The organism is Acetobacterium sp. KB-1 (assembly GCF_003260995.1).
Lineage (GTDB): Bacteria > Bacillota > Clostridia > Eubacteriales > Eubacteriaceae > Acetobacterium > Acetobacterium carbinolicum.
On record NZ_CP030040.1, the window covers coordinates 661,012 to 678,858 of the forward strand.

Sequence of the window (17,847 nt, forward strand, 5' to 3'; positions counted from 1 at the left end):
TTTTTTAGCGATCTTATAAGTCTTAATATGCCCTAAGAAAAAAGTTAATATCTGAACTTTTCTTGACAAATACTTTTTTAGCGCTATAATTAGTTAGACAATCTAACGATAATGGAGGTGATCCCTTGGACTCTTTTTCTTCCCAACTCAACGCCGTTTTGGTCGATACATTCAATACTATTTTAAAATTTGAAGAAAATTTACTCAAGCAATCTACGAATATTGATTTATCAATCAATGAAATGCATCTGATTGAGCATGTGGGAAAAAACAAAAATGATGGAAAAACCATTAGTGATCTTGCCCAAAGTCTTAATATTACCCTCCCTTCTGTAACGGTGGCGATAAATAAATTGGTTAAAAAAGGGTATGTAAAGAAAGAAAAGAGTAATACCGATGGACGGGTTGTATACGTTCGACTTACCGATAAGGGTTTACGGATCGATAAAATCCATCAGTATTTTCATGTAAAAATGGTGAAAGATATTTCTAGTGAAATGACTGTTGCCGAAAAAGAAGTATTAATTCACGGTATGGAAAAATTAAACGGTTTTTTCAAAAATAAATTATCAAGATTATCTGACGAAAATGAAACGTCTGAGCCTTGATGCTTGGAGGAACAAATGTCCTTTACAATTATCGGAACCGGTTCTGCATTGCCAAGAACAATTCAGACCAATGAAGACCTCGCCCAGTTTCTTAATACATCTAATGAATGGATCGTTTCAAGAACTGGCATCGAATCACGACACATTTGTGTGGCAGAATCCATTTTAGACATCGCTCTGGAAGCCAGTGTGAATGCCCTGGATAATGCCCAAATCAAACCAGCAGAACTTGATCTAATTATCTGCCCCACCCTTGGCGGTGATACCGTCACCCCTTCCCTGGCCTGCTTGATTCAGGAAAAATTGGGTGCAACCTGCCCCAGCTTTGATCTCAATGCCGCTTGCTCCGGCTTTGTCTATGGACTTGATGTGGCTGACGCTTATTTTTCCCGGAATAATGACCAAAAAATTCTGGTCATTGCGGTGGACGCCATGTCCAAGCTGGTGGACTGGCAAGATCGGGCTACTGCTGTACTTTTCGGAGACGGTGCCGGTGCCGCTGTGCTGGCCAGCGGGAATAGCTTAAGAGCCATTCAGCTGACCGCCGTCGGAAATCAGCATGCCTTAAGTATTCCCTGGCCTAAGGGTAATCATCCCCTGACCCAAAACCAGACCAACCCAGCCCCCTATCTGCTGATGGACGGGCCGGAAGTTTATCGCTTTGCGGTAGCTGCCATCTGCAGTGACTTACGCTCAGTGGCAAAAGCCGCCGGCATCGAACTGGCCGATCTGGATTACATCATTCCCCATCAAGCGAACCTGCGGATTATCGAAGGAGCGGCCAAACGCCTAAAACTGCCAATGGATAAATTTGTTCTGCGAGTCAATGGTTGTGGTAATACCTCAGCCGCCAGCATCCCACTGGTGCTGGATGAACTTAACCGCAGTAACACCTTTAAACCCGGCACCCGGATTGCCTTAACCGCCTTCGGCGGAGGTCTGACAACCGGTGCCTGCGTTATCGAATGGGCTGATCATTATATGGCGTAGTATTGTTAGTAAAATTATAACTAAAAATGACTTCAGCTTAAATTCTTAAATAGTACCGGCAATTGTTACATCATGTTGTATGCGACAGATTAATAATTGGTCGGTACGGGATCTCAATCAAAAATTTATTTATAATCTTAGGAGGATTAATCAAATGGTATTAGAAAAAGTAGTGGAAATTTTACGGAATTACAAAGATGAACAAGATTTAGCCGTTACAGTAGCTTCAACATTCGAAGAACTGGAACTGGATTCTCTGGATACCGTGGAGCTAGTCATGGAAATTGAAGAAGCCTTTGATACCAGCATTGAAATGGATGGCGAAATTAAGACCATTGGTGATGTGGTAACGCTGATTGAAAAAGCAATCGTTTAGGTGAAATAGTATGATAAAAACACCACTCTGCGATCTTTTAAACATTGAATTTCCCATTCTTCAGGGAGGAATGGCGTGGATATCCGATGCTCAGCTTGCGGCTGCCGTGTCAAATGCAGGTGGTTTAGGGATTATTTCGTCAATGAACGCCGATGAGAATTGGCTACGCAGTGAAATTAAAAAGGCCAAAAGCCTGACTGATAAACCTTTTGGGGTCAATGTTATGCTGATGAATCCCCATGTGGATAAAATTGCACAGGTTCTGATTGACGAAAAGGTTCCGGTTGTCACAACCGGTGCCGGAAATCCAGGTAAATTCATGAAGCTATGGATTGAAGCCGGTATCAAAGTTATTCCGGTGGTACCTTCCACCGGATTGGCCCGCTTTTCTGAACGGGCTGGAGCCACAGCGGTCATTGCCGAAGGCGGCGAATCCGGTGGACACGTCGGCGAGATGTCTACCCTACCCTTAATTCCCCAGGTCTGTGACGTGGTTTCGATTCCGGTCATTGCTGCCGGCGGCATTGGCGATGGTCGGGGCATCGCCGCCGCGTTAATGCTGGGAGCATTAGGGGTTCAGTTGGGCACCCGTTTTTTAGTCGCCCACGAAACCAACATCCATGAAAATTATAAAGATAAAATTATTAAAGCCAAAGATATTGATACCACCCTTAGCGGCCGGTCATTGGGTCATCCGGTTCGTTCTCTAAAAACAACCTTTTCTAAAGACTTCATTAAAGCGGAAAATGATCCTACGACGCCGCCAGAAGTTCTGGAAGAATACGGTCGGGGTGCGCTTCGCATTGCCGCTCAGGAAGGTGATTCTCTAAAAGGTTGCTTCATGGCTGGTCAGATTGCAGGAATGATTAAAGAAAAACAAAGCGTGAAGGAAATCATTTTAACACTGGCTGATGAAACAGAAACAGTTTTAAAAGGAGGAACAAAATGGGTAAAATAGCACTGCTCTTCCCCGGTCAAGGTTCACAGTTTGTCGGAATGGGCAAACCCCTTTATGAACTTAGCCAATGCGCACGGGAAATTTTTGACCAGGTTGATGCCGTTCATCCGGGCACCTCGACACTTTGCTTTGAAGGGCCTGCGAAAGCGCTCAATCAAACCCTGAATACCCAGCCTTGTATTTTTGCAGTGGAGCTGGCGGCACTGACGGCTTTAAAATGTGTTGGGGTCGAAGTTCAGGGGATCGCTGGCTTCTCACTGGGAGAGGTAAGCGGTCTGGTAGCCTCCGGCGTCTTGTCTATGGCAGATGGATTAAAGTTTGTTAAAAAGCGTGGTCAAGCTATGGATGAAGCGTCTCAGATGACACCGGCGTCCATGGTGGCCGTTTTAAAACTTGATAATGCCACGGTGGAAGCACTCTGCAAAGAATTCAGCCAATGCTACCCGGTTAATTACAATTGCCCTGGGCAGCTGGTTGTCGCCATGCTTCGGGATGATCAGGAAGCGTTTTTAATCCGTGCGAAAGAACTGGGCGGTCGGGGTATCCCCTTGACTATATCTGGCGGTTTCCACTCCCCTTTTATGACCTATGCAACCAAGCTGCTGGAAAAAAAGATCTATGAATTGACATTTTCAGCGGGTTCCATTCCCCTTTATTCCAACGCTTATGCTAAACCCTATCCTGAATCTCCAGTGGAGATCCGTGATTATATTCTTCATCAAATCAATCATCCCGTATTGTGGGAACAAACGATGCGCAACATGATCGCAGACGGATTTACCACCTTTATTGAATGCGGTCCCGGCAAAACCCTGGGTGGATTCTTAAAAAAAATTGACAAATCAGTCCTCTATTATCATGTTGAAACGGTACTAACCGATTATCTCGAAGCAAAGAATGCCGGAAAGGAATGGTCTTTTGTATGTTAACAGGAAAAACTGCACTCATTACAGGTGGTGCAAAAGGAATTGGACGGGCCATCGCCCTTAAAATTGCCCAGGCCCATGGAAATGTGGCCATTATGTACCGTGGTAGCCAAACTAATGCGCTACTGACCATCAATGAACTGCAGGCTTTGGGTGTGCAGGCCAAAAGCTATCAATGTGACGTGTCCGATTTTAACGCCACTAAAGAACTGGTTGCCCAGGTTATTAAGGATTTTGATGGATTAGATATCCTGGTGAATAATGCTGGAATTACTAATGACAAGCTGTTAATCGCCATGAAGGAAACTGATTTTGATAGTGTCATTAACACCAATTTAAAAGGTGCCTTCAACATGACCAAGCACGTCGGCACTTACCTGCTCAAGCAGCGCAAAGGTCGAATTATCAATATCTCCTCAGTTTCAGGCTTAATGGGCAATGTGGGCCAATGCAATTACGCCGCTGCCAAAGCCGGTCTTATCGGTCTGACCAAGTCCACTGCTAAAGAAATGGCCATGCGGGGAGTCACCTGTAATGCCATTGCTCCAGGTTTTATCGACACTGATATGACCAAAGAATTAAAACCCGAAATTAAAGAAGAGATTATTAAACAAATTCCCTTAAAACGTTTGGGACAGGCAGATGATATTGCCAATCTCTGCGTTTATTTAAGTAGCGATTTATCAGGCTATATTACAGGAGAAGTCATTAAAGTTGATGGCGGTCTCTATATTTAGGAGTAATCAATGAATCGACGAGTTGTTATAACAGGATGTGGTGCTGTTTCTCCAGTGGGTAGCACTGTAGAACGTTTTTGGGAAAACCTTAAAAACGGAAGATGCGGCATTGACTTTATTAAGAAATTTGATACCACCGACCTAAAAGTGAAAATTGCAGGTGAGGTTCATGATTTTGAACCCCTTGACTATATTAAAAAGAATGAAATCCGAAAAACTGACCTATTTACCCAATACGGCATTGGCGCAGCTGTCCAGGCAATGGAAGACAGTGGTGTCCAGGCGTATGTGGACCCCACCCGACTGGGTGTTTATATGGGTTCTGGCATCGGCGGTATTCACACCTTTATTGATGAATGCCATAAAATGGATACCAAAGGCCCTGGCCGGATTTCGCCTTTTTTCATCCCAATGATGATTTCAAATATCGCCGCGGGAACCATCGCCATTCGCTATAATGCCCAGGGACCCTGTCTACCGATTGTTACAGCTTGTGCCACGGGTACCCATTCCATTGGAGAAGCATTTCGAAGTATTAAGCACGGTTATGCCGATGCCATTATTGCCGGCGGCACTGAAGCCAGTATTTCTCCTTTGTCGGTGGCCGGCTTTACTAATTTAACGGCTTTGACTACCGTTAACGATCCCACCCGGGCCTCCATTCCCTTTGACAAAAACCGTAGCGGTTTTGTTATGGGTGAAGGCGCTGGTGCACTGGTATTAGAAGATCTGGAATCCGCCCTGAACCGCGGCGCGAAAATTTACGGCGAAGTTGTCGGCTACGGGAATACCTGCGATGCCTATCACATTACTGCCCCCCATCCCGACGCCATCGGTGGCACCCGAGCCATCAGCCTGGCTATGGCGGAGGCGGTCAGTTCGGGCATTAAATTTGAGCAATCTCAGATTTATGTAAACGCTCATGGTACCAGCACCCCACTTAACGATAAATCAGAAACCATTGCCATTAAAAATGCCCTGGGTGAACATCTCAATCGAACGCTGGTCAGCTCCACCAAATCAATGACTGGCCATATGTTGGGGGCAGCGGGTGCCATTGAAGCGATCGCTTCAGTGATGGCCTTGAGAGATGGCATTATTCCCCCCACCATTGGTTATCAGGAAGCTGATCCAGATTGTGATCTGGATTATGTCAACAATGAAAAACGAGACGTCCAGAGTGATATTGCTCTATCGATCTCCCTTGGTTTTGGTGGTCACAATGGTTGTCTGGCATTTGTTAGATATGCAGGAGAATAAGAGATGGAATTAAATATAGAAACACTTCAGGCGCTGGCAAGAATCATGTCTGAAGAAAAACTCACCAGTCTGGTCCTTGATCAGGGAAACCTGAAAATCGAAATAAAACGGGAAATCGGTTCGATGCAACCATCTGAGATTACCTATCAGGAAACCCGGATGGCGGCAATGGAGCCACTGCCCCATCATACCCAGCCCGTGGCAGCCGATGCCATTGATATCACTGATACTGCCCATTGGAAAGAAATAAAATCCCCCATGGTTGGTGTCTTTTACCAAAGCAGTCAGCCGGATAAACCAGCTTATGTGACCAAGGGGCAGAGCTTTTCCGAAGGCGATACCCTGTGTATTATTGAAGCGATGAAGCTGATGAACGAAATTACCGCCGAAACTCCCGGAACCATTATGGAAGTATGCGTCGGCAACGGCCAAGTCGTTGAATTCGGTCAGGTGCTCTATCGCATCGTTGAAGACTAGATTTTAGACAGAGTTACTAGCTCCGTACCGACCAATTGTTAATCTGACCGTACCGATCATGATCGGTACGGCTAAATTTTGTTAACGGTCTAAAAAATTACTAAACGGAATTTTTATAAAATTTCAGAAGGAAATCAGAATGAAACGTGATGAATTAAAAAAGATCCTGCCACACCGGGAGCCCATGCTCCTGATTGACGAGGCTGAGAAAATAGATAACACCACCGCCACTGGGCGCTACACCGTAACCGGCGACGAGTTTTTTTTGCAGGGACATTTTCCCGGCAATCCGGTAGTGCCCGGTGTTATTCTTTGCGAAATTATTGCCCAGACCAGCTGCGTCTTACTGGCAGACCTGGGTGGTGCCAATAAGACGCCCTACTTTACCAGTTTGAATAAGGTAAAATTCAAAGAAAAGGTCTTTCCCGGTGATACCATTGAAATCACCTGCACCATTACGAGATCCAAACCGCCTTTTTATTTTGCCAGCGGTTCCGGTTCAGTGAATGGCAAGATCGCAGTGGTAGGAGAATTCTCTTTTGCCCTGATTGAGTAAGGAGGAAAGCCGTGTTTTCTAAGATCCTCATAGCTAACCGGGGCGAAATTGCGCTGCGGATTATCCGTGCCTGTAAAGAAATGGGTGTCGCCACCGTTGCAGTCTTTTCCACCCCGCCGATGAAAATAGTCTGCATGTGAGCCTAGCCGATGAAAGTATTTGTATTGGACCGGCGGCAGTCTCAGACTCTTATCTGAACATTTCGGCAATTTTATCGGCAGCGGTATTAACCGGAGCGGAAGCCATCCATCCCGGCTACGGACTGCTTTCAGAAAACCCCAAGTTCGCTCGTTTGTGCACCCAATGCGGTATCGCTTTTGTTGGACCAAACTGGGAAATCATTCAGAAAATGGGCGACAAAGATCAGGCCCGCGCTACCATGGCCGCTGCTGGAGTACCAATTGTTCCCGGTACCGATATTTTAAACGATCCGGATGAGGCGCATCAAAGAGCTGATGAAATTGGCTATCCCCTGCTAGTCAAAGCCCGTTCTGGCGGTGGTGGCAAGGGGATCCGTTTGGTCGAACGATCGGAAAATTTTTTAAATGAGTATTCCCTGGCCAGACAAGAAGCGCAAAACGCTTTTAATGACGATGGGGTTTATCTGGAAAAGTTTTTAACCCGGGTAAAGCATATCGAAATTCAATTGCTTTGTGATCAGCATCAACATGTTGTTGCCTTAGGCGAACGGGAATGCTCCATTCAACGCAAAAATCAGAAATTACTGGAAGAAAGTCCTTCACCATCACTGACTCCGGAAATTCGCACTGCTATGATGGACGTTTCCCGTCAGGCCGCGCTGGCCATAGGTTATGAAAATGCCGGTACCATCGAATTTTTAATGGATATGCACGGCCATTTTTATTTTATGGAAATGAACACCCGATTGCAGGTTGAACATCCAATTACTGAAATGGTTACTGGAGTAGATATTGTCAAATGGCAGATCCGGATTGCCGCTGGATTGCCGCTGACATTTTCTCAGCAAGATGTGTACATTCATGGTCATGCCATCGAATGCCGAATCAATGCTGAAAATCCGCTACTGGATTTTAGACCCAACTGCGGAACCATTGAATTTCTGCATGTTCCCGGAGGACCCTGGGTTCGTTTTGATACCCTACTCTATCAAGGCTATTCGATTCCTCCGTATTACGATTCCATGGTTGGCAAGCTGATTGTCCATTCCAAAACCCGTGAGCTGACGATCCGGAAAATGAAGGCCGCCTTGTGCGAGCTGGTGATTGAAGGGATCGACCACACCAGCCAGGTACAATTAGATATTCTCAGTCATCCCTTATTTATTAAGGGCGACTATTATACAGATTTTATGGAAAATGAATTCGGTAAACCCTTATCCGAATAGAAATGGAGGTTTTAAATGCTAAGTAAAAGTCTATTTAAAAAACCCAAGAATGAACTTGAAGCCCAGCATCGGATCAAACGTAAAACAGACCCGGCCATTCCTTCGGAACTGTGCCGAAGCTGTCCATCCTGTAAACAATTGAGCTTCACGTCAGATTTAGAAAATAACTTCCACGTCTGCCCCAAATGCGGTCACCATTTTCGCATCAATGCCAGACAACGCCTAAATATGATTGTTGATCCGGATACTTTTGTCGAACAGCATCATGAGTTATCCTCATTCAATCGACTGGAATTTCCCGGATACGATGAAAAGCTGGAGCAGGCTACCCTGTTCAGTCACGAAAATGAAGGCGTTATCATTGGAACTGGAAAAATAGACAATCGGGAGGTGGCTCTATTTGTGATGGAAGCCACCTTTATGATGGGGAGCATGGGGCAGGTGGTGGGTGAAAAAATCACCCTGATCTTTGAATATGCCCGTTCGCATTGTCTTCCGGTGCTTGGCTATACCGTTTCCGGTGGGGCCCGAATGCAGGAAGGGATGTTGGCCCTGATGCAGATGGCTAAGACCAGCGGTGCGGTCAAACGTCACAGTGATGCCGGTCTGCTCTATCTTACCATCCTCACCGACCCGACCACCGGTGGTGTTACTGCCAGTTTTGCCATGGAAGGTGATATTATTTTGGCCGAACCCGAAGCTTTGATTGCCTTTGCCGGTCCCCGGGTTATTGAACAAACCATACGGCAGCGGTTACCAAAAGGATTTCAGCGGGCTGAATTTTTACTTGAAAAAGGATTTGTAGATGCGATTGTACCCCGTAGTATCCAAAAAGAAACGGTGAAGCGGCTATTGATCCTTCACGAAAACCCCAAAGGCGGTAATAAAAATGGAAGCATATAAACGTGTCGCACTAGCCCGGAAGAAAAGCCGTCCCACTGGTCAGGATTTCATCGATAATCTGTTCACCGATTTTATCGAACTGCACGGCGACCGCTGTTTTGGTGATGATCCCGCGATGATTACCGGCCTGGGATTTCTGATGGACTTGCCGGTTACCGTTATTGCCCAGGAACGGGGAAAAAATACTAAATCACGGGTCAAGCGAAATTTCGGATCTTCCCATCCCGAAGGCTACCGAAAAGCTCTGCGGCAGATGAAGCTGGCGGAGAAATTCAATCGTCCAATTGTCTGTCTGATCGATACCTCTGGCGCATTTTGTGGCATCGGTGCTGAAGAACGAGGGCAAGGGCATGCTATTGCTAAAAATCTGATGGAAATGATGAGCCTTACGGTACCAATCCTGTCCATTGTAATTGGCGAAGGTGGTAGTGGCGGTGCTCTGGCTTTAGGTGTGGCTGATGAGGTCTGGATGCTGGAAAATGCCATTTATTCAGTGATCTCTCCAGAAGGCTGTGCCACTATTCTCTGGAAGGATGCCTCAAAATCAAAAGAAGCAGCAAAGTGTCTAAAACTAACCGCTCAGGATTTGTATGAGCTCCAGGTTGTTGATAAAATTATTTCTGAAAACCATCGAGATTTTAAAAACGTCTATCGAGAACTGAAGATCGGTTTATATAAAAGCTTTCAAAAATATCAGGCTCTTGTTCCTGAACAATTGACGGAACACCGTTACCAACGCTTTCGTAAATATGGCGCGATTGAAACCCATTCCGAATAATTATTTAAAAACACGAGCAAACCAGAAAAAAGCAGATAAACTACCCATTGTTCTGCTTTTTTTTTATTTACCCAGAGCCAAAATAATGATATTATGAATCATCAGTAAAAATTTGTATAAAATTCAAAAAAGGAGATGATGCCATGACTGGAGATCGAATTAAATGCGAACTTGTTTATAGTAAAATGCTAACCGCTGTTGAAGACATCATGTTGGAAGAGTTTGATTTACCGGAGGGTTGCATTGATATTGGCATTTTTACCACCCAATACGATGGTGTCGGCTATTGCGCTGCCGATGAAGCCACCAAAACCTCGAATGTCGATGTTGTATACATTAAAACCCTTTACGGGTCCGGTGCTGGAATTAATGATGGTCAGGTTTTTGGTGTCATCACCGGACCCACCGTGTCTGACGTAGAAAGCGGACTTCGTTATATCCGGGACTATGCCGAAAACAAGGCCAGCGTCTACAGCGTCAATGACGATGACAGCAACCTAATTTATGCCCAGCTGGTACCCAAAATCGGCAAGTATTTTTCAAAAACCTATGACCTGCCAATCGGATCATCCATTGCGTTCCTCTTTGCCCCAGCTCTTGAAGGGATTGTCGGTATCGATGAAGCCTTAACGGTTGCCGATGTGGAAGTTGTGAAATTTTTTAGTCCCCCGACTAATTCAAATCTGAGCGGTGCCATCCTCACCGGTACCCAATCCAATTGCCGAACCGCTTGTGAAGCATTTAAAAACGCCATTATTGGCTGCGTGGAAGATCCAGTTGATTACTGATCCCCACCTTATATTAATACAAACAAAAGAACCGCCAGTTGACGGTTCTTTTGTTTGATCGGGATAAGTTTTAATAATAGTACATGGATTGCATCATTGAAGCAACAATGGCCACCACAATGCTAGAAAAAATGATGGCAAGAACAATGCCAATTCCCATAAAGATCAAGGTTGCCCAAGCAAAGTGTTTTTTTGTGGTACTAGTTTTGGAATCAACACTCCAGATAATCAGCATCACAATATTGACGATTGGTATGTACAGCAACAGCAGCGTCAGCATCCAGTCACCCAGGGTCATGGGCACTTCGGAATTTTCCGGGGCCGCCTGACGTTCCGGTGGAGCCTGATATTGTGACGAGGTCTGAGCAGGATCTGGAGTGGTTATGATCGTTTCCGAGACAATGATTTCTTCCTCAACAATACCATCAGCAATGATTTCATCCTCGACAATTTCGTGAGATAAGATTTCTTCATTTGAGATTTCACCAGGAATTTCTTTTCCGGTAACATCCTGAGAAATATTTTCATTATCGAAAACACCTGCCGTGAAATCTTCTATCTCACTGGTATTTTCCTTCAACACATTTCCACAATTACTACACACTGCATCATCTGCACCGATACCGGCATAACATTTTGGACAATACTTTGCCATTGCGCTCACATCCTTTTTATTTTATTTTATCATAAAAACAGAATGATTTCAAAATATAATTTAGGATACAACTTCAATTTTCTTAATTACCTGATCTTCACGCGGTTTATCTGATCGATCCCGATCAACCACAACGATCGCGTCCGCTGTTTCTATTCCCGAAATCACCCTACCGAAAGCCGCATATTGACCATCTAAAAATGGTGCATCATCGACCATGATAAAAAACTGGGAGCCGGCAGAATCTGGCATCCCGGAACGAGCCATTGATATTACGCCTTTCACATGCTTCAGATCATTCACGACACCATTGCCAGAAAATTCACCTTTAATCGTGTGTCCCGGACCACCCATACCACTGCCCTGAGGGCATCCGCCTTGAATCATAAAGCCAGGAATGACCCGATGAAAGATCAATCCATTATAGAAGCCATCATTGACTAAGGTTAAAAAGTTTTCAACAGTTATTGGAGCAACTTCGGGATAGAGTTCCACTTCCATAGTCTGGCCATTTTCCATTTCAATTTTTACAATCGGATTTGCTGTTTCTGACATTATTTCCTCCAAATATTTCTTATAATTTTTACTTCAATGTAGTATACACCAAAAGAAATAAAATGAAAAGCAGTTCTCAAATATCTTAAGATATTTGAGAACTGTGTCTTTAAACAGCGTAGTTATATTCCCCAGTACTCTGGTCTAGACCATAAAAATCGGCATAGCTCAAATCAAAGACATCTTTGTTTTTACTGGAAACATCAATTTTATTCTTAATCAGGTATTGCCAGAATCCTGTTCCGCCGATATTTCCCTGGATTATGACCCCCTGAACGACGCCCTTTTTCATGACAATTTTCTGGTAATTATTGCGGTCTTCCCGTATGAAGATATCGCAATTTTCTTCGACCTCCGGGTTGATGTTTCCCAGGGATAGGGTCGTGAGCCCAAAGAAATTAACTGTATTTTTAAGGGCATAGCGATCTTCATACAAGAGTTTTTCACCCAGCATGTTGATTGCGGCAATCCGTCCCTGTTTCATGGCATTAGGCCAGATCCCGGCAATTCCGGTGACATCTCCGGCGGCATAAATATCGTCGATATTCGTCTTAAGATCATCCCCTACTAAAATGGCATGGTCAGTTGTAATACCAGATCCCTCGGTAAAGTTAAAAGCAGGTCGTACTCCGGCCGCAATAACAATGACATCAGCAGGAATCGCTTTTCCGCTGGCAAGATGGATGGTTTTTCCCCGACCAACCTCGTCAACATCGACTGAAACCACCTTATCCGCTAAAACAAACTCAGTCCCGTTTTTTTCAAACAGCTGTTGGTACGCCTCGGCCGATTTTTGATCAAGCTGTAAACTCATCACAGACTGCGTCATTTCGATAACGGTTACCTTCAAACCCCGCGCGAGCAACGCTACTGCGGCGTCCATACCAACCAGACCAGCACCGATAACGACGGCATTTCGAGCTGTATTACACTCGCTATCTAACAACTGGGCATCTTTTAAATCACGAAACCCATAGACGTTTTTTGACTCCCGGAGTCCCGGGATCGGTGGGATGAAATAGGAAGCTCCGGTGGCAATTAGCAGCTTGTCATAGTTGATATCCCGATTGTCATGGGTTTTTACCGTCTTTTTCTGAGCATCCAGCCCAATCACGGTGGTGTTACTAAGCCAGGTTATCCCATTTTTTTCAAAGAAGTCTTCAGCAATAAAACTGATCCCTTTGGCATCTCTTTCATGACCCAAAAATTTATGAAGCATACAACGTGAGTGAACGCTGTCTTCTTTAGAAATAATCACCACTTCGGTAACTGGTTCTGAGGCTTTGATTGTTTTAGCTGCACTGATTCCGGCTGCGCTGGCGCCGATAATAACGATTTTCATAGGCTTACCTCTTTCACTTCGATGGCTTTCTTGGGACAGGCTTTGACACAGCTGGGTCCGTCCGGTTTATCGTCACAGAAATCACATTTAATGACCTTGGTTCGGGTTTTACTATCTGGCTTTAAAACGCCATAGGGACAGTTCATCACGCACATATAGCAAGCCGCACATTTGCTTTCATCATACTGTACATGTCCGGTTACGGGATCTTTTTCCAGGGCGCCGCTCATACAGGACAGCACACATTCCGGCTCATCACAGTGTCGGCAGAAAATTGGCAGATATCCCTTTTGGGTGTCAAACTTAATAAAATTACGGGTCTCAGCATCAGGACTTTGCATGTTTACGGTGTAAAAATTACTACCTTCCTCATGGGCACTGATACAGGCGATGTTGCAGTTAAGACAACCATCGCATTTGTCGCGATCAATGATGATTCGTTTCATAGATTACACCTCCTTAGATGTTTAATTCCTTGCGTTTCTTTTCAATGATCGCATCGAGCGTTTCGGCTGCTGATTTAGCATTGTCATCAATGATCAGTTGTCCGCCGGTCAAATTCAGCATATCCTGGGTGAACACCTGAACCGCCACTGGGCTTCCGGTAACAAACGGTGGCAATCCTAAATGAAGCGGTAGTCCCAGCGCTAAACCAAAGGCACCATCGGCCAGAGCTTGTTCTTCTAACCATTGTGGTGCTGATAAAACCAGTGGTAATTGCGGTAAATCAACTCCGATGGCTTCAGCCAGTTCAGTGGCAACAAGTTCTAGACGGCCAATTGCCAGACATGGACCGAAGTTTAAGACTGGCGGAATCCCTAAACTTTCACAGACAGCTCGCAGTTTTGGTCCAGCCAGAGATGCCGCTGAAGGTGACATCAAGCCAACATTTTCTAACCCACCAGATGAACAGCCCGCTGATAAAACCAGAATATCTTTAGCAATCAATTCTTTGACCAGGTTAACTGTCAGCACATCATGGCCGCCAGCAGTTAAACTTGAACAGCCTACAACACCAGCAATCCCTTTTATTTCACCTTTGACAATTAGGTCGATGAGTGGTTTCCAGGTTCCTCCCAGGAATGATTTAAGGGAACCCTCACTGACACCAGTTAAAGTATCATCGTTTCCGTGGTCAGCAGCCATGTTCAGAGTAATAACTCCTCGTCTAGCCTGATAGGCAGCGATCACTAAATCAATGATCTCATTGCTCTGGGTTTCTTTTTCTTCAAAAATAAAAGGTTTCATTTCGGCATTAGCTTTTTTCGCAACATCATCAAGACAGATCTGCTTGATTTTTAATTCATCACAGATCGGTTCGATCCCCGGCAAGGTACAATTAAACTCTGATAATACCGCATCAATCGCGCCAGTGGCTAGAATCGCTTCGCTGGTAAAATTATTACCGGCATGACCGTTAAAGACTTCTTGATAATGCTCACCACGCAACTGCAGGTCCTGACCAACACAGGTACATCCGACCAATTTAAACCCTTTGGCACCCACTGCTTTAGCTTTTTTTATGACATCATCCTGAATCAATCGATCTTGTAAGTATGAAAATAAGGAATGCTGATGGCCAGTGATCATGATATTAATATAATCGGTATCAATAACCCGTAAACCCACTGGCGCCAGACGGATGGAAGGTTCCCCAAGCATCACGTCATTTAGCAGATTGGTCAGCGTTAAACCATAAAGACCAGTAGAAATACCTAATTTTAAACAATTCAGATACATATCGACGGGGTCCGAATTTAAATTGGTGGATGTTTTAACAACACCGGCAAATACTTCGGATTTCGCTCCCCCCGGTAGTATCCCCAGTTCTTTCCAACGATCGAAACGTGGTTTATAGGCCATTTTTTCAACCAGTTCCATTTTTATGTAGTCGGGTTTATATAAATCAGCTAAGACCATATCGGCAATTTTTTCGGCACGAGCATATTCATCAGCTTCATCCACTTCAAATATATCTGCCAGCTTCGCTAACGCCAACTTGCCTTTTAATACCCCTTTGCTAGCTGCAGTCTTCTTGAGCATCAGCGCAGTATTTTCGACAATATGAATATAACATCCGGAACCAGCAGAAACTGCTCTCAAAAAGTTTCTGGCAACTATGGTATCGGCGGTGGCACCACAAACGCCTTTTGGTCCGTCGGGTGTGATTCGACATGGTCCATTAGAACAGAGACGGCAACAGATTCCCTGTAGACCGAAGCCACATTTGACACTTTGTCCTTCCATCCGGTGATGGGATGTGTCGACGCTGAGATTGGAAATAAACGTCTCCAGCTTTTGATCAGCACTTGCACAGGTTTTACAGCTAAAATTTGAATTCATATGAAACCCTCCAATAATTTATTCTTTAGATATTTGTATAAACAACTGATCTTAAATTAAATAATATCTTTAAAAGAATCATTCCTATTAAGATCATGTCTAAATTATAGAACTGGAATAAATACTTGTCAATAATCATTCATGATAAATATTTGTCATTCTGAATAATCTCAAAAAATTCAAAAGCCTGATGTTTTGGCATCAGGCTTTCTAGATGTAAAAATTTATTCTTTTTTGATTGCATATAAAAGCAACTTGAAATAATCTCAAGCAAAAAGCGATACTTCCATGCGATTCAGAGAAACATCTTCCGGCAACTTATTCTTAAAATAATCTGCTAGCAGAATTTCTAGTTCGGGGTCATAGTAATCGCAGATACCATTGTTTTCCTTGTTGTATATATGTACATGAAACTGTGTGTTTGCATCAAAACGCATCACTTCCTGATTATCCTTCAATTTTAGAATCAGGCCTTTTTCTGAGAATGTTTCCAATATATTATAAATTGTTCCTACTGACATTACATATCCTTGGTTTTCAAGGGCATCCATCAACATATCTGCACTGGGATGAGATGTCATTTCTGACAACATCTTTAACACACTAATTCGTTGTGGTGTGGCTTTTAAACCTACGTTACGGATCATGTCTGTATACATTTGTATTTTTTTACTTTTCATGATTAAGAATAACTCCTAACTAATAATTTGTGTTTTAATTATAGTATGATTATTCCAAATTGTCAAACTTCTTTTGATTTTTTTAATAAAAAAGTGTTCACTTAATCATTATCTTAAACTTACACACCATTGTCTTTAGACAATCCTGTTAGAAGATAAGTGGTTCTTGAACACTTCGTTTTTTAATTTATTTGTTTAATTACCCTGATCCTGCCGCAGACTATAAATCTTCTCCATACAATGCTTGAATAATATTTTTTGCCGGTTTACTGATGACTTCATAATAAATTTCATTACCCGTTCGGAAGCCTTTAACAATTCCCGCATTCTTCAATTTTGACAAATGCTGAGAAACACCTGACTGAGATACTTCAAGACATTCTTCCATATAAGAAACATTACATCGTCCATTTGCAATCAGTCCTTTTGTAATGCAAAGCCGCACTGGATGGCCTAGTGCTTTAAGAATATCTGCTGTTATCTCGTGGTCTTTTAAGTCCATTTCCATGATAATTTCTCCTTGTGTTAATATTTATATCTACTATCTGATTATTTCACGCTAAGAGTACCGCCAGTACACGCTAATGATACTGGCAGTACTTGAGATGATACCATTGGTTCACAAAATGATACCGGTAATACCGGCATTCCCTAAAATGGGTTCATTAAAGGTTTAATACAAAATCACGCATATTTATACTGCCTGAGCTGACAATGTGAGCACCATGTATAATGCGATCCATAATAGAATCAGCCAGAACACCACCACCGAGACGAGCATGCCACTCCTCGATCTTATACTGCGTGCAGAAAATGGTAGCACCGTTGTCATAACGGCGTTCGACCAGTTCAAAAAGAAAATGGAGTTCATCATCAGAAAGATCAGTAATTAGCCATTCATCAAGGATCAATAAGGGATAGTTCGTATATTTTTTGAGTTCCCTGCTTTGCCCATTCGGCTGGTTCTTTGCTTCGCCGTATTCCATCAGAAGGTCGGGCAAGCGAATATACCGGGTGCGAATGCCCTGTTTACAGGCTTCTTTTCCAATGGAACAAGCCAGATACGACTTTCCCGAGCCAGTGAACCCGCAAATGATGATATTCTGATTGTTGCTGATAAAAGTACCGGTAGCAATTTCCAGAATCAGATCTTTATCAAGATGTCGTTCAGCAAAGAAAACATCCTGAATGGCGGCATTCGGAATTCTGAATCGAGCCCGTTTTATAAGGCTTGCAACACGCTTGTTGTGCTTTTCCTGATAAACATAATCAACAATCATTTTCATGCGTTCGTCAAAAGAGAGGGTGGCATAAATCGTATCTTTGGCCTGTCTGTCAATCACCTGAATCATTTCCTCAAGCTGAATTTCGCGGAGTTTGCGTCGGGTTTCGTCATTAATCATTGTCGTAACCGCCGTAGTAAGATGCCCCACGGATAAAACCGGTGGTACTCGCTGTTTCAGCTTGATGAGCGGCATCCCGGTCTTTGGCATAAAGGATATCTTCGCCAGCGGCTAATATCGGTTCGAGATGTTTGTATTGTCAAAAT

20 protein-coding genes and 1 pseudogene are annotated in these 17,847 nt (G+C 43.8%); 13 read left to right on the top strand and 8 right to left on the bottom strand.

Annotated features, from left to right (window positions below):
• Window positions 1–125: 125 nt before the first annotated feature.
• From DOZ58_RS03150 to eutL, 13 genes and pseudogenes are all read left to right on the top strand, one after another.
• A complete protein-coding gene (locus DOZ58_RS03150) occupies window positions 126–608 on the top strand; it encodes a MarR family winged helix-turn-helix transcriptional regulator (RefSeq protein WP_111886974.1) in 483 nt (160 codons plus the stop codon).
• Window positions 609–623: 15 nt separating this feature from the next.
• On the top strand, window positions 624–1,598 hold the full coding sequence (locus DOZ58_RS03155; protein ID WP_111886975.1) for a beta-ketoacyl-ACP synthase III: 975 nt from the start codon (window positions 624–626) through the stop codon (window positions 1,596–1,598).
• Between the two features lie 154 nt (window positions 1,599–1,752).
• Window positions 1,753–1,974, top strand: a complete 222-nt coding sequence (locus tag DOZ58_RS03160) for an acyl carrier protein (protein ID WP_162624396.1) — start codon at window positions 1,753–1,755, stop codon at window positions 1,972–1,974.
• A 10-nt stretch (window positions 1,975–1,984) separates the two neighbouring features.
• A complete protein-coding gene (locus DOZ58_RS03165) occupies window positions 1,985–2,932 on the top strand; it encodes a nitronate monooxygenase (protein WP_111886977.1) in 948 nt (315 codons plus the stop codon).
• Window positions 2,920–3,861, top strand: a complete 942-nt coding sequence (locus tag DOZ58_RS03170; protein WP_111886978.1) for an ACP S-malonyltransferase — start codon at window positions 2,920–2,922, stop codon at window positions 3,859–3,861. The genes DOZ58_RS03165 and DOZ58_RS03170 overlap by 13 nt, the downstream gene beginning before the upstream one ends.
• Window positions 3,855–4,595 carry a 3-oxoacyl-[acyl-carrier-protein] reductase gene (gene fabG, locus DOZ58_RS03175; RefSeq protein WP_242988589.1) on the top strand — a complete coding sequence of 247 codons (741 nt, stop codon included), beginning with the start codon at window positions 3,855–3,857 and terminating at the stop codon, window positions 4,593–4,595. The genes DOZ58_RS03170 and fabG overlap by 7 nt, the downstream gene beginning before the upstream one ends.
• Window positions 4,596–4,604: 9 nt before the next feature.
• Window positions 4,605–5,855: a beta-ketoacyl-ACP synthase II gene (fabF, locus tag DOZ58_RS03180; protein WP_111886980.1), complete on the top strand. Its 1,251-nt coding sequence runs from the start codon at window positions 4,605–4,607 to the stop codon at window positions 5,853–5,855.
• Window positions 5,856–5,858: 3 nt separating this feature from the next.
• Window positions 5,859–6,332, top strand: coding sequence for an acetyl-CoA carboxylase biotin carboxyl carrier protein (gene accB / locus DOZ58_RS03185; RefSeq protein ID WP_111886981.1), 474 nt, complete (start codon window positions 5,859–5,861; stop codon window positions 6,330–6,332).
• 139 nt (window positions 6,333–6,471) lie between these two features.
• The gene (gene fabZ / locus DOZ58_RS03190; protein WP_111886982.1) at window positions 6,472–6,888 is read left to right on the top strand and encodes a 3-hydroxyacyl-ACP dehydratase FabZ; all 417 of its coding nucleotides are present in this window, start codon (window positions 6,472–6,474) and stop codon (window positions 6,886–6,888) included.
• Between the two features lie 11 nt (window positions 6,889–6,899).
• A pseudogene (gene accC, locus DOZ58_RS03195) lies at window positions 6,900–8,254 on the top strand (acetyl-CoA carboxylase biotin carboxylase subunit).
• Window positions 8,255–8,269: 15 nt separating this feature from the next.
• A complete protein-coding gene (accD, locus tag DOZ58_RS03200) occupies window positions 8,270–9,157 on the top strand; it encodes an acetyl-CoA carboxylase, carboxyltransferase subunit beta (protein ID WP_111886983.1) in 888 nt (295 codons plus the stop codon).
• Window positions 9,144–9,935: an acetyl-CoA carboxylase carboxyltransferase subunit alpha gene (locus tag DOZ58_RS03205; RefSeq protein WP_111886984.1), complete on the top strand. Its 792-nt coding sequence runs from the start codon at window positions 9,144–9,146 to the stop codon at window positions 9,933–9,935. Before accD ends, DOZ58_RS03205 begins: the two co-directional genes overlap by 14 nt.
• A 143-nt stretch (window positions 9,936–10,078) precedes the next feature.
• Window positions 10,079–10,723 carry an ethanolamine utilization microcompartment protein EutL gene (gene eutL / locus DOZ58_RS03210; RefSeq protein ID WP_111886985.1) on the top strand — a complete coding sequence of 215 codons (645 nt, stop codon included), beginning with the start codon at window positions 10,079–10,081 and terminating at the stop codon, window positions 10,721–10,723.
• A 70-nt stretch (window positions 10,724–10,793) separates the two neighbouring features.
• Here the strand turns inward: eutL and DOZ58_RS18640 are convergent, their stop codons facing one another.
• From DOZ58_RS18640 to DOZ58_RS03250, 8 genes are all read right to left on the bottom strand, one after another.
• A complete protein-coding gene (locus tag DOZ58_RS18640) occupies window positions 10,794–11,378 on the bottom strand; it encodes a hypothetical protein (RefSeq protein WP_204355463.1) in 585 nt (194 codons plus the stop codon).
• 60 nt (window positions 11,379–11,438) lie between these two features.
• On the bottom strand, window positions 11,439–11,933 hold the full coding sequence (locus DOZ58_RS03220) for a peptidylprolyl isomerase (protein WP_111886986.1): 495 nt from the start codon (window positions 11,931–11,933) through the stop codon (window positions 11,439–11,441).
• Window positions 11,934–12,042: 109 nt separating this feature from the next.
• A complete protein-coding gene (locus DOZ58_RS03225; RefSeq protein WP_111886987.1) occupies window positions 12,043–13,275 on the bottom strand; it encodes an NAD(P)/FAD-dependent oxidoreductase in 1,233 nt (410 codons plus the stop codon).
• Entirely contained in the window at window positions 13,272–13,721 is a 450-nt protein-coding gene (locus DOZ58_RS03230; RefSeq protein ID WP_111886988.1) for a 4Fe-4S dicluster domain-containing protein, read from the bottom strand. The genes DOZ58_RS03225 and DOZ58_RS03230 overlap by 4 nt, the downstream gene beginning before the upstream one ends.
• A 13-nt stretch (window positions 13,722–13,734) precedes the next feature.
• Window positions 13,735–15,618 (bottom strand): anaerobic carbon-monoxide dehydrogenase catalytic subunit, encoded by a 1,884-nt coding sequence (gene cooS, locus DOZ58_RS03235; RefSeq protein ID WP_111886989.1) that lies wholly within the window; start codon window positions 15,616–15,618, stop codon window positions 13,735–13,737.
• 266 nt (window positions 15,619–15,884) lie between these two features.
• Window positions 15,885–16,298 carry a Fur family transcriptional regulator gene (locus tag DOZ58_RS03240; protein WP_111886990.1) on the bottom strand — a complete coding sequence of 138 codons (414 nt, stop codon included), beginning with the start codon at window positions 16,296–16,298 and terminating at the stop codon, window positions 15,885–15,887.
• Window positions 16,299–16,518: 220 nt separating this feature from the next.
• A complete protein-coding gene (locus DOZ58_RS03245) occupies window positions 16,519–16,806 on the bottom strand; it encodes a helix-turn-helix transcriptional regulator (RefSeq protein WP_111886991.1) in 288 nt (95 codons plus the stop codon).
• Window positions 16,807–16,963: 157 nt separating this feature from the next.
• Window positions 16,964–17,791, bottom strand: coding sequence for an ATP-binding protein (locus DOZ58_RS03250; RefSeq protein ID WP_242988546.1), 828 nt, complete (start codon window positions 17,789–17,791; stop codon window positions 16,964–16,966).
• Window positions 17,792–17,847: the final 56 nt, after the last annotated feature.